The sequence below is a fragment of the Pengzhenrongella phosphoraccumulans genome (assembly GCF_045689905.1).
Classification (GTDB): domain Bacteria; phylum Actinomycetota; class Actinomycetes; order Actinomycetales; family Cellulomonadaceae; genus Pengzhenrongella; species Pengzhenrongella phosphoraccumulans.
Window position 1 is genome coordinate 4,793,081 of sequence record NZ_CP144210.1, and the last position, 12,571, is coordinate 4,805,651.

Annotated in this window: 11 protein-coding genes; 4 read left to right on the top strand and 7 right to left on the bottom strand. The window is 68.2% G+C overall.

Annotation, left to right across the window (positions count from 1 at the left end):
* Positions 1 to 136: 136 nt before the first annotated feature.
* The 3 genes from VTA80_RS22270 (at position 137) to VTA80_RS22280 (ending at position 3,349) form a co-directional block, all read left to right on the top strand.
* Positions 137 to 757 (top strand): class I SAM-dependent methyltransferase, encoded by a 621-nt coding sequence (locus tag VTA80_RS22270; RefSeq protein ID WP_407343246.1) that lies wholly within the window; start codon positions 137 to 139, stop codon positions 755 to 757.
* 381 nt (positions 758 to 1,138) lie between these two features.
* On the top strand, positions 1,139 to 2,158 hold the full coding sequence (locus VTA80_RS22275; protein WP_407343247.1) for a magnesium transporter CorA family protein: 1,020 nt from the start codon (positions 1,139 to 1,141) through the stop codon (positions 2,156 to 2,158).
* Between the two features lie 24 nt (positions 2,159 to 2,182).
* The gene (locus tag VTA80_RS22280) at positions 2,183 to 3,349 is read left to right on the top strand and encodes a MarP family serine protease (protein WP_407343248.1); all 1,167 of its coding nucleotides are present in this window, start codon (positions 2,183 to 2,185) and stop codon (positions 3,347 to 3,349) included.
* A gap of 175 nt (positions 3,350 to 3,524) precedes the next feature.
* Here the strand turns inward: VTA80_RS22280 and VTA80_RS22285 are convergent, their stop codons facing one another.
* The 3 genes from VTA80_RS22285 to VTA80_RS22295 all read right to left on the bottom strand — a co-directional run bounded on the left by VTA80_RS22285 (position 3,525) and on the right by VTA80_RS22295 (position 7,103).
* Positions 3,525 to 3,992, bottom strand: a complete 468-nt coding sequence (locus VTA80_RS22285; protein ID WP_407343249.1) for an SHOCT domain-containing protein — start codon at positions 3,990 to 3,992, stop codon at positions 3,525 to 3,527.
* Between the two features lie 121 nt (positions 3,993 to 4,113).
* Positions 4,114 to 5,778, bottom strand: coding sequence for an AbgT family transporter (locus VTA80_RS22290; protein ID WP_407343250.1), 1,665 nt, complete (start codon positions 5,776 to 5,778; stop codon positions 4,114 to 4,116).
* Entirely contained in the window at positions 5,775 to 7,103 is a 1,329-nt protein-coding gene (locus tag VTA80_RS22295) for a M20/M25/M40 family metallo-hydrolase (protein WP_407343251.1), read from the bottom strand. Before VTA80_RS22295 ends, VTA80_RS22290 begins: the two co-directional genes overlap by 4 nt.
* Before the next feature lie 371 nt (positions 7,104 to 7,474).
* On the opposite strand from VTA80_RS22295, the gene VTA80_RS22300 reads away from it, so the two are divergent.
* Positions 7,475 to 7,729: a lipopolysaccharide assembly protein LapA domain-containing protein gene (locus VTA80_RS22300; protein ID WP_407343252.1), complete on the top strand. Its 255-nt coding sequence runs from the start codon at positions 7,475 to 7,477 to the stop codon at positions 7,727 to 7,729.
* Positions 7,730 to 7,742: 13 nt separating this feature from the next.
* Here VTA80_RS22300 and glsA read toward each other — a convergent pair whose 3' ends face one another.
* The 4 genes from glsA to VTA80_RS22320 all read right to left on the bottom strand — a co-directional run bounded on the left by glsA (position 7,743) and on the right by VTA80_RS22320 (position 12,310).
* Positions 7,743 to 8,723 (bottom strand): glutaminase A, encoded by a 981-nt coding sequence (gene glsA / locus VTA80_RS22305; protein WP_407343253.1) that lies wholly within the window; start codon positions 8,721 to 8,723, stop codon positions 7,743 to 7,745.
* Positions 8,724 to 8,882: 159 nt separating this feature from the next.
* Positions 8,883 to 10,676, bottom strand: a complete 1,794-nt coding sequence (locus tag VTA80_RS22310) for a threonine/serine exporter ThrE family protein (protein ID WP_407343254.1) — start codon at positions 10,674 to 10,676, stop codon at positions 8,883 to 8,885.
* Entirely contained in the window at positions 10,673 to 10,867 is a 195-nt protein-coding gene (locus VTA80_RS22315; RefSeq protein ID WP_407343255.1) for a hypothetical protein, read from the bottom strand. Before VTA80_RS22315 ends, VTA80_RS22310 begins: the two co-directional genes overlap by 4 nt.
* A gap of 873 nt (positions 10,868 to 11,740) precedes the next feature.
* Positions 11,741 to 12,310, bottom strand: coding sequence for a hypothetical protein (locus tag VTA80_RS22320; RefSeq protein WP_407343256.1), 570 nt, complete (start codon positions 12,308 to 12,310; stop codon positions 11,741 to 11,743).
* Between the last annotated feature and the right edge of the window lie 261 nt (positions 12,311 to 12,571).

Sequence of the window (12,571 nt, forward strand, 5' to 3'; positions counted from 1 at the left end):
CAGGAACCACGATCGGCGTCTCGACCGCACCTCATCGGCATCGGCATCGGCATCGGCATCGGCGGCCAAGGTTGCCCGCCGGGGGCCGTGCCCGATCCCGGGGCCGCCAACAACTCGTCAGTTGGAGAATGTCCCTGTGGACTTCGACAGACAATCAACCGTCGCCGTGACGCTGGCCTCCTACGAGCAGGGAGTCGAGGCCTACTTGGGCGCCTCGAACCCGACACCGCACCCGCCGTACGAGGAGTTCTTGCACCGCGTCGTGGCGCTGCTTCCAGCGGGCTCACGCATGCTCGAGCTCGGATTCGGCCCCGGAGACGACGCGCTCTTCTTCGAGCAACACGGTCTTCTTGTCCGACGAACCGACGGCACCCGGGCCTTTGTCGAACGGCTTCGGTCCAACGGGCATCAGGCCGACGTCCTGGACGTGACAACCGACGAGTTCGGCGGACCGTTCGACGTCGTGTTCGCCAATGCGGTCTTGCTCCACCTGACCGTCGACCAGTTCGACACAGTCCTCGCCAAGGCTGCGCAGGCGGTTCACCCCGACGGGCTGCTGGTCTTCACGGTCAAGGAAGGAGACGGAACGGAGTGGACCACCACCAAGCTCGACCGACCCCGGTTCTTCACCTACTGGCGCGAGCCCGCGATGCGCGCGCACCTCACGACCGCTGGTTGGACCGCGGTCAGCATTGAGCAGGTGAATGGACGACTCGAGCCGTGGCTCTACGTGATCTGCACACCGCAGCCACGGTAGGTGTCGCGACCTCGCTTGCCTTGCTCGTCCGGGAGCTCCCTCGCGCATCGTCGAGCGAATTCGGTTGAGGCGAGTCTGTGAAGACTCTCACGAACAGGGCACTCCGGCACCACCGGGACCTGCGGGCCACTCATCAATTTGGGTTGTGGAGGGCTCGGCGAACAGGAGCCACCTTGCCGCCGCGCTCCTCGCCAAGGGGCGACATGAGTAAGGGTGCGTTGGGGCTCGTGGCGGCAAGTCCGAGTCGCCGCGACGGCCGGCTTCAGCGGCCCGACGGTGCTCGGCAAGCTCCGGGCCACCCACCGGCGCGCCGAGCCGAGGACTCGCCGCCGTCGCGGGAACGTGCGCAACTACACGTCGAGGAAGGGCAGACTCGTGTCCATGAACACCGACACTCAGATGGTCAGGTGCCGGTTATGGCGCAACGGCGTGCTCGCGAGCGAGGACTTCCCGTTCGAACGCATCTCGGAGTACCTGGAGGAGGAGGGAGCCCTCGTCTGGGTGGACCTGTGCGCGCCCGATCCCCAGCACCTGAGCGAGCTGGCCGAGGAGCTCACCCTCGACCCGCACGCGGTCGAGGACTCCCTGGCACGACAGGAACGGGCCAAGTCCGTCCGGTACGCGACCCACACGTTCCTGACCGTCTTCGCCACCACGATCGCGGACGACGACGACGCGGCCTCGGCCGGGCGGGGCGTCCGGGGCCTGCGCGCGTCCCGGATCTCCGCGTTCATCCTGCGCCGGGGCATCGTCACCGTCCGTCAGGACGACTCCTTCGACATCGAGCAGGTCGTGGCCCGCTGGGACGAGAACCCCGACCTGCTGAAGTACGGCGTCGGCGCACTCGTGCACGGGCTGCTCGACGTCGTCGTCGACGGCCACTTCGAGGCGGTGCAGATCCTCGACGACAAGATGGAGGACCTCGAGGGTGCCCTGTTCGACGAGCGCACGTTGGGCAACGAGCTGCAGCGCCAGACCTACCGCATCCGACGCGACCTGGTCGAGCTCCGGCGGGTCGTCCTGCCGATGCGCGAGGTCGTCAACGCCGTCCTGCGCCACCGCAAAGACATCAACGCCCCCAGCGAGCTCGACACCTGGTACGACGACCTGTACGACCACGTCCTGCGCGCCTCGGAATGGACCGAGTCGCTGCGCGACATGGTGACGACCATCTTCGAGACGAACCTCTCCCTGCAGGACGCGCGCCTGAACACGGTCATGAAGAAGCTCACGGCGTGGGCGGCGATCATCGCGGTACCCACCGCGGTGACGGGGTGGTTCGGCCAGAACGTCCCCTACCCGGGGTTCGCGCAGGAGTGGGGATTCGTCCTGAGCGCCGCCGTCATCGTCGGTATCGGGCTTGCGCTCTATGTGTCGTTCAAGCGGCGAGACTGGCTCTAGGGACAAGTAAGGCGTGGACCAGTCATGAATGTCGTCACCGGGATCATGATCGTTGCGGTGCTCATCGGCGTCGTCCACGGCTACCGACTGGGGCTCGGTTGGGTGGTCCTGCCCTCGGCCGGGTTCGTGGTGGGGTTCCTCCTCGGGGTGCGGCTGGCTCCGCTGGCGATGGGCTTCGTGGAGCACCCGGTCGCGAAGTTCGCCACCGCCGTCGTCGTGACGATCGTCCTCATCTCGCTGGGCGCTGGGCTGGGACGCTTCGTGGCACGCCGGTTCGACAAGGCAAGCGACCGGCTGCACCTGGGGTGGGCGAACCGGACTCTTGGGGCGGGCCTGCAGGCGGCCATCGTCCTGGTGCTCGCGTGGCTGCTCGCCTCGGGAGCGTCGAGCGTCGACGCGTTCGGGCTGGGTCGGCAGGTGCAAACCTCCCCCGTGATCCGTGCGCTCAACGAGGTCCTGCCTGCGCCGCCAGACATCGTGTCGCGACTGCGCGCGATCATCAGTCCGAACGGCTTCCCGAACGTCTTCCTCGCGGGCGAGCCCAGGTCCGCGGTGATCACCCCGGGGCAGTCCGTCGATCCGGCCGTGATCGCGTCCGCTTCGGGCTCGGTCGTGCAGGTCATCGGCGTGGGCTGCGGCGGCCTCGTGGAGGGGTCCGGGTTCGTGGTTTCGCCGGGCGTGGTGGTGACCAACGCGCACGTCGTGGCCGGGGTCGGCGAGCTCACGCTCACCGACGACGCAGGGCGGCACGCCGCGACCACCGTGCTGTTCGACCCGGACGAGGACCTGGCCGTGCTGACCGCCCCCACCCTGCAGGCCGCCGCGCTGGCCACAGATTCCACCGACCTGCCTCCCGGTGCCACCGGGGCGGTCCTGGGCTACCCCGGCGGTGGGCCGCTGCGCGCGGACGACTCCGTCGTCCTGGAACGCACGACGGCGGTCGGCCAGAACATCTACGGCCAGGGGTCCGTGAGCCGGTCCATCTACGCACTCGCAGCGAACATCGAGCACGGCAGCTCGGGCGGCCCGCTCCTCACGGCCGACGGGACGGTCGCCGGCGTGGTGTTCGCGAAGTCCGTCACGCAGGACCAGGTGGGCTACGCGCTGGTCTGGAGCGAGGTCGCCGCGGCCGTCAACGCGGCGAGCCAGCGGACCGAAGCGGTACCAACCGGGGCATGCGCAGTCAGGTGAGCGCGGCTCCGTGGAGCATGCACACAGCACCGCTCCCCCGGGCGTCGCACGAAGCATCGGTGCGCGTTGTCGGCACCCACGCGTCGCCGGACCAGTGTCAGCCACCATGGGGCGAAGATCTGGGCCTTGGCGACTTGGGTGGCCGGCGCGGATCCCGTCGGGCCCGGCGGATTCCTCAGGCGAGAACGCGCGCCTTGAGGGACTCATACTCGGCCGCCGAGATCGCCCCCGCATCGACGAGCCGCTTCGCCTTGGTCAACTGGTCAACAGCCGAGGTGCCGCCAGCTACCTGCTGGATGTACTCCTCTTGAGCCTGTCGGACGTCGCGGCGGGCGCGACTTTCGCGCTCGGCCATACCGCCGCTGTTCGCGATCACGTAGATGAACACGGTGATGAACGGCACGAAGATCAACGCGATGACCCACAGCGCCTTGATGAATCCACCCGAGTCCCGATTCCGGAAGATATCCGCGATCACTGAGAACAGCACCATCAGATAGGCAATGAAGAGATATGCAACAAATATAAACCACATGACATCCCAGAACGACATGGCGGTCCTTTCAAAGGTTGCGGGCATTAACCCGACGTTGGGGAGCCGAATCGGCTCCGGGTCGAACGTGGCGCAAAGCACCCAAAACACGCAACTCACCACACGGGCGGTCGCGACCTACGGGCCACCGCACGCCAACGGCGGCGGTCACCGACTTCTCGACCGGGCAGGTCGCGAGGACCAATCCCCGCAGGAAGTGTCCGCGCGGCACTCAGAACCCCCAGGGCAGCCCGACGAGGTACCACACCATGAAGAACGCGGTCCAGACGGTGGCCAGGGCGAGGAAGTAGGGCAGCATCAGGGCGATGACCGTGCCGATACCGGACCGGCGGTCGTACCGTGCTGCGAAGACGACGATGAGTGGGAAGTACGCCATGATCGGCGTGACGATGTTCATCGGCGAGTCCGAGGTCCGGTACGCGGCCAGCACGGCTGCCGGATCCACTCCCAGGCGCATGAACAGCGGGATGAAGATCGGGGCGAGCAGAGCCCATTTGGCGATCGCCTGCGGGATGATGATCCCCACCGCGAGGGTGATGAGCATGGCGAACAGGAGCAGCCAGCCCGCGCCGACGTCGAGGTTCTCGATGAGGTCGCCCAGCTTGACCGCCGCGACCTGGGGCATGTTGGAGTAGTTGAAGTAGGCGATGAACTGCGCGATGAGCAGGAAGAGCAGCAGCAGCCCGGCCAGGCCAGCCCATGACTTGGTGATGGCGTCGATGACGTCGGTGCTCGTGCGCAGCGTCCCTGCTCCTCGGCCGAAGCCCAGACCGGCGGCGAGGAACAGCAGAGCGATGATGACGACCAGGCTGTCCATGAACGGCGACGTCCCGATGACGCTGCCCGTGTCGGGGTCCCGCAGAGGAGCGCCGGGGGGCAGTGTGAGCAACAGGATGCCGGCGAGCGCGACGAGGAGATAGAGCCCGGCGAGCCGCAGCCCGCGCTGCTCCGCGTCCTGGTCGACGGCAGGGGCGTCGTCGGCCGCTTGGATCTGGCTGCTCCCCGGCAGTGGCGCGACGGCGGGGTCGTAGGTACCGAGGCGTCGCTCGACCACCCGGGAGGTCACGAAGCCGAGAAGGACGGTGAGAAGGATCGTCGACCCGATGCCGTACCAGAGGTTCGCCGTCAGGTCGATCGACTGCGACCGGTCGACGAGGGCGATCGACTCGTTGGTGATCTCGGTGAGGACCGCGTCGGTCGGGGTGATGAGCAGGTTGACCCCGAACCCCCCGGCCACGCCGGCGAAGGCTGCGGCCATGCCGGCCAGCGGGTGACGTCCCACGCTGTGGAACGCCGCGGCTCCCAGCGGGATGAGCACCAGGTAACCGGCGTCGGAGGCGATGCTCGAGATGATGCCGAGGAACACGATGATGTAGGTCAGGGTCGCCCTCGGGGCCGAGGCCACGAGTTTTCGGATCAGGGCCGCGACGAGCCCCGAGATCTCGGCGACGCCGACACCGATCATGACGATGAGGATGATGCCCATCGCCGTGAAGCCCATGAAGTTGCTGACGAACGAGGTGAAGAGGAAGCGCACGCCATCCGCGGTGAGCAGCCCCTCGATGTGCACGGTCTCGCGGACAACCTTGTACTCCGAGGCGTCCGGCGGCTCAGCCGGCAACGCCTGCCCCGGAAGCATCGAACCGCCCACGTCGCCGACCTCGACGCTCTGGGAGGGAGGCTTGACCACGTCGTAGGTCGCTGAAACACCAGCCCAGGCCAGCACCTGCGACAACAGGATCACCCCGATGCACAACCCGAGGAAGAGCAGTGCCGGGTGCGGCACCTTGTTCCCCGCTCGCTCGATGACGGTGAGCGTGCGCTCGACGAAACTCCGTCTGGGCGCGGAGACGGCGGGGACCGCGTCCGCGCTCACTGTGCGCCTCGCGCCAGGTGCGCGTCGGCCAGACGCCCGAACAGGTCGGCGATGGCCAGCGTCACCTTCTCCACCTCGTCGAGGAGGACGCGCTCGTTGGGGCCGTGGATGTTGGCGTAGCCGTCCGTCGCCCCGACCAGGAGGATCTCCGCGCCGGGGACCGCCTCATGGAGCGAGCTGACCAGAGGGATGGAGCCGCCAGCACCGATCAGCACCGTGTCAGCTCCCCAGGCCTGCGACCATGCTTCCCTGGCGAGCTCATACGCGGGGCTGGAGGTGTGCGCGGCGTAGCCGTGCCCGGTCTCGAGGCCTTCGGCCTGGAGTCGCACGCCGAACGGCATGGCGTCTGTGAGGTGCCGGATGACGGCCGCCTGCGCCTCGACGGGGTCCTGCTCGGGGTGAACCCGGACGTTGAGCTTGGCGCGGGCGTACGGGGCGACAGCGTTCAACGCGGTGTCGACCGAGGGGACATCGATACCGATCACGGTGATCGCCGGCCCGGAGTACACCCGCGACCCCAGGGAGCCGGTGCCCACCAACGGCATGCCGTCGACGACCTCAGCGAGCTCGCGGAACTCGGCCTCGCTGGGGCTGCCGCCAGCCCACTCCTCGCGTCGAAGGCCGTCCACGGCGGCGTTGCCTTCGGCGTCGTGCAGCGAGGCGAGCCCGCGGATCAGGGCCAGCAGGGCGTCGGGCGCTGCACCGCCGTACTGCCCACTGTGCTTGGCTGAGGCGAGCGTGCGCACCTCGACGATGATGGTGGCCATCCCGCGCAGTGCGGCGGTCAGGGTCGGCGTGCCCGGCCGCACGTTGCCCATGTCGGCGATGAGCATGACGTCGGCCGCGAATCGGGCTGGATCCGTCGGTGGGTACGCCGTGAACGCGCCGCCGCCGACCTCCTCTTGCCCCTCAATGACGATCTTCACCCCGACCGGCGGACGGCCGTTCCAGGCACGGAGCGCACCGACCAGTGCCACGATGTTCGACTTGGTGTCCGCGGCACCGCGGCCATGAAGGGCACCGTCGCGATCGGCCGGTTCGAACGGCGGCGTCTCCCACTGGCTCTCGTCACCCGCGGGCACGACGTCGTAGTGGCTGTAGAGCAGCACCGTGGGCGCTCCGGTCGGTGGCGCGATGGTCCCGAACACCACGGGAGCGGTGGCCGGAAGCTCGATCCACTCCACCTCCGTCCCGGCGCCGCGAAGCAGCTCGGCGACCGCCTCCTGAGCCGCCGCGAGGTCGCGGTGCGTCGCCTCCGGATAGCCCGCTGCGGACACGGAAGGGATCGCCACGAGGTCTCGTAGGTCCTGGGTCAGCTGGGGCATGAGCTCACGAACCCGTTGCCTCAAGACCGATGTTGACGACTGCATGACAGGCCCCCTACTCGTCGGAGCTCGATCCAAGGCGCAGGTTGCCGAAGTCGCCTTGGCCCGCTCATTCGAGATGCTAGGGGGAGGGCGGCAAGGGCGCGAGGCGACGCGGCCCCGGACCGTTCCGACTGACGGATCCAGTTGCGGCCACCGGATTGCTCGATGAGGACTGGTGCAGCCGATGAGCTGACCCAGCACCCGGCGCCGTACCTGATGTGCTGGCAGGCTTTGCACAAGTTCCGTTCGCGTTGGTGCTGAGGCGGCATCTGACGACGGCCCACTGGGCTCCCCACCAGGGCCGAGCCCTCAAGAGAAAGGGGAATGCCATGAGTCCCGACACGGACGCCACGCAATCAAAGAGCGGTTTGGGGGCAGGCGTCGTCGGCACGTGCAGCGGGCTGGGCGTGCTGCTTGTCTTCATCCTCCAGAACCGGCAGCCCGTCACCCTTCAATTCCTCGTCTGGGACTTCACCTGGCCCGTGTGGCTCTACACGATCGTCGTGGCGGTGTTCGGTGCCATGGTGTGGTTCGGACTTGGTGTGATGCGACGCCGGCGCCGCCGGAAGGCGCGTCGCGCCTGACCGAGTGACAGCATCAGGTCCCCCGAAGCGGGTCGCGTTCGGCAACGCCGGAGGCAAGGATGTCCAGTCCGAGCTGGCGGGCCAGATCGGCCGCGACCAGTTGCCCGCGGACGCTGTTGCCGATCTCGTCCAAGGGCGGTGAGTAGGTGGCAAGTCCGCCCTTGCCCGGCGACACGGTGACGAGGGCACCGCTGATCCCGCTCTTGGCGGGCAGGCCGACCCGCAGCAGCCAGTCTCCTGACGTCTCGTACAGGCCCGCGATCGTCATCATCGCGAGCGTGGCGCGGGCGACGTCGGGCTCGATGACCCGTTCCCCGGTCACAGGGTTGACACCACCATCGGCGAGGGTGGCCCCCATCGTGGCGAGATCCTGGGTAGTGACCTGTACGCAACTCTGCCGGGTGTAGAGGTCGGTGACCACCGACGGCGCAGCGCTGAGCGCGCCGCGTGTACCCAGAACGAGCGCGATGGCCTGGTTGCGCTGGTTGCTGCCGGAGGCGGACGCATACGTGTCCTGGTCAAGGCGAAGAGGTCGGCCGGCGAAACTAGACAACCCTTCGAGCAGGCACGCCCAATCGCTGCCCGGGTCACCCCGGACCAGCAGCCCGGTGGTCGCCAGGGCGCCGGAGTTCACCATCGGGTTGGTACGGCCGCGCGAGTCACGTTCAACCGCGGCGATGGAGTTGAACGGCAACCCGGTGGCATTGACGCCCACCCGATCACACACTTCGTCGACACCGTAGGACTGACAGGCCAGGGCGAACACGAACGGTTTCGCACAGCTCATGAGGGTGAACTCGGTCTGGCTGTCTCCCGCGCAGAACGCCTGCCCGTCGACGCCGACGATCGAGATACCGAACAGTCTCGGGTCGGCTTCGGACAGGGCCGGATAGACGGTGGACACCGAACCCCGCTCGACGTCACGAAATCTCTCGTGACTGTGATCGAGCAATTCGTGCACGGTCTCGGCGGCCGGCAGGTGGCCGGTCGACACCAGTCGGGCGTCGTCGGGCGGTCCAGGAACTGGCGCGCTAGTCATGGAGTGGCCGGTCGCCTGAAGGAGAACCGAGGTCTGGATGAAAGCTCACACGTTCACATCCTTGATTTCCGTGGCCGGGGAGTCGGCAGGTCATCTGCCCGGTGTCGCGGCCGATTACTCATCGGCGGAGTCGATGGGCCGTGGGCGGTCTCGGCCGCGCTGCGCACTGGTCCGTGATGTGGTGATGGCGGCGCCGAGCGAGGTACCGATGAGCACCCCGAGCGCGATGGCGACCATGGTCTCGCCGGCGGTGACCAGCGAAGCCGCGCCGTAGACGCGGTCGTCGCCGATGTACTTCGCAACCCCGACCAGACCGAGGGCACCGGGCACGAGGAGCCAGAAGGCGGGCAGGAAGCTGACCAGGGTGGTGGGTCCACTTCGATGTCGCGCGACGAGCATGGCGACGGGTGTCATCAGGACGGCGCCGGTGAAGGCAGAGAGCACGCCACCGAGGAACAGTCCGCCGATGACCTGTCCTGCGTAGGCGACGTACAGGACGAGCAGGATCCACGCGGTGGCCTGCGGGCGGGCGCACTGGTGGAGCACGACGCCGACGCCGAATGCGGCGACGCCGATCCAGGGCGCCCAGGGGCCGAGGGATTGGATGGCGACGTCGGTGACGCTGCGGGTAGGGACTCCGACGAGCTGGGCCGCGGCGACGATCCCGACGGCGAGCAGGACGAGACGCATCGTGCCGGCGGCCAGGCGGCCGGCCCCGGAGACCATCTGACCGGTGGCGAGCTCCAGGACGGCGGTGGTGAGCAGCGCCCCAGGCAGGAACGCGACGAGCGGGGCGATGAGGGGAGCGAAGACGCCGATGTCCCAGCTGGTGCGAGCCAGCAGGAACACTGTGGTGGACACACCGAACGCGCAGACCAGAGGGAGCACGGTGCGGTAGGTGGAGGTGGGCCCGTCTCCGGTGAGCTGCAACGCTCCCACGACTGCGCCGAGCAGGGCTGCGACGGCGATCTCGGGCAGGCTCGCGCCAAGGATGAGCGAGAGACCGACACTCATCACGACGTAGCCCGTGACCCGCGCGGCGATGCCCCACGGTGGTGGCGCTCGCCGGATCGACTGCAGTCGGCCCACTGCGGCGCCGGGCTCGAGGTCGGTCGTCAGGGCGTCGTCGACGACGTCGAACACGTCGTCGATCTGGTCCAGCCGCAGCCCGCGTGCTCCGGCGGAGGCCACCGCTGTGCTGACCGGGCCGGTGCCGGGCAGCGACACGATCAGGGCGGTGGCGAACGCGACGACTTCGACATCCGGGATGCCGCTGCGCTGAGCGACCCGCTCGAGCGTCGTGGCGACGTCGGTCACCGGGGCGCCGGCATCGATCATCGCTTCTCCCAGCGCCACCAGGAACCCGGTGGTCTCGGCGCGCGACGACGACGGCGCCCGTGGGTCCGCCTCGGTGTTCGACCCCGAGACCTCTTCGGCGGGGCGACGGCGCGCAGCCCGGAGCAAGAGGACCAGGGCGGCGACCAGGACGACCAGGGCGGTCACCGCCGATTGCAGCGTGACCGGCGAGTCCTGCAGCGCCGGTGCCGTCACCGGGGGGACGACTGGTCGACTCTCGACGGGAACCGAGTCGGCCGGGGCCTCGGGGGCTGGGACCGGTGGGGTGGTCGGATCGGCCGTCGCGGTCTCCGACGTCGCGGCTGTCTCTGTCGGGGACGGGGTGGCATCGGCGCTGGCGTCACCGGTTGGTTCCGGCGTGCCAGGCTCCGCGGCCGGTGGCGTCGAGGGGTCGGGGACCGCCTCGGTCGCGCCAGGTGCTGCCAGAACATCCTGCGCGACGCCGGTCGCTGCCATCCAGGGTGACGCAATGACGAGGACGACGGCCACGATCAGCACCGTCGCTGCCCGCACGACACGCAGGAACGCCGACGCGGTCTCGGGCGTGCTCACCCGGCGCCGACGGGCGACGTGAGCGCGACCTGGGCGTTGACGTCCAACGCCGGATGGCAGCAGTCCAGCACGAGCCGCAGGTGCTCGTCGCGCACCCGCGGGCCCGCGAAGCCATGCCGAGCAAGGACGTCCACGATCTCCGCGATCCGGTCCCGGTGTCGCAGGAGCATGCCAGCAATGCCTTGACTCATGGTGATCTCAACTCGCATCGATAGCGGGCTGCCAGCCCCGAGCGTTCACGGAATCGGACGGGCATTCGGGATGGAACCGAGTCAGTCGTGGGCCCGTTCGCGGATCACCTTGGCCGAGTCGGCCCCCAGACGGGCCAGGACGGCCGCACGCGTAACCGGATCCAGCGCTGCCACCCGGCCCTCGATGTCATCCACGACCGAGGACACCTGCTGGTGCTTGTTCCGCAACTGGACGACGACAAACGCAAACGCGGATGCTGTGGCTACCAACAATGCTGCCCACCTGATTTGACGCAACCCGCCCACCCCGATCTGTTTCAACAACGCATCGACTGCGGGCGTCGTGTCAACGCCAACCCGACCGCCAGCCCTCAGGAAGCCTAGGGTCCGACGAGACGGCCCGCAAAAGGTGAGCAGGTCCCCGCTGACTGCCACCGGTGGGCCGCACATGTAGACCCACCGAGCTGTGGATGCAGGGTGGGGTGCGCGGCTGCGGCCGCCTGGATCTCGTCGAGGTAGAGGGCGTCGGCCTCTTTGGCTCACGGTGTAGAAGGACCACACGTGACGCCCGAAGGAGGAGCCCGTAGTCCAGATCCAGCTCATCCACGGGGTGATGCCCATCCAACGTCCAACGTCGGGGTCATCACGAAGGATCCTGGAGTGGTTGACGAGATCCGCTCGACGATTGCGAGCGACTTCGCAGGCGCAGCGCCACTCACCCCCGGCCCCTAGCCCAAACGGAGGCCCCGGTCTTCCTTGGCCCGTTCGTTGCGTCGCCCCGCTCGGCTGATCCGTTGGTGCCCTGGTCCGGAAGCAAGGATCCTGGCGCTGAGGTGGCCAGGCGGTTCCTGCATCTCCGTCCTATATGGGGGTTCACAGATAGGTGGGCTCCGGGGAGGACGGCTCGCCGCGAACGGCGCTAAAGACAGCCGCCATGATGCCCGCGACAATGGCGAGGAGCCCCGGCACAAGAATTGCGGCCGCAATCACGTCTTCGCTGTTCCCCGAGGCGATCGCCAGTCCGACGACGACGGCTGTGACCACAACGGCCGCGGCCCAGTACGTGCGCCAGACCACCCGGATCGTTCGTGCCCGTCGAGCGTTCTTTGCGTTCCACTCCCGCCGCACCCGCCGCACCTCGTCGGCATGGGACACAAAGCCTTCCCTGAAGGACGCGATCGCGGCGTCGGCCTCCGCCGGGGCCATGAACTCTCCGAGCAGCCCACGCACACGGACGAGCACCGCCTCCGTGTCGATCGTCTCGTTCACGCTCTCGTCAAATCCGGCGACCAGGACGTCGATGAAGGCCTGGACGTCGTCGTCCGTCCTCGGAGCTTTGCCGTCGAACTCGTCATCCCAGATTTCGCGGGCGCGTTCAGCCGTGACGGGATAAAGGTGGGTGCGCATCGCTCTCGTCAGAGAGTCGACGGTCAGGTTTCTCATGGGGGCCATGGAGTGATGGTGCACCCGCGTGCCCGCGCATCACGCCACGGCGGCGCCGCGCATCCACCGTTGTACCCGGTCGCACCTCGAAGCCGGTCACGCCAACGTCTTCTTGCTCGCTGACGATGCGCAGGCACTCCGACGCGCGCGAGCCGTAGAAGGCCCGCCCCGATCGCGTCCCGGCACCTACCACGCTCTGACCTGGCACTTCACCGTTTCGCCGAGGATGTGAACCTACGAGTACCCATCCCCTCAAAGGGG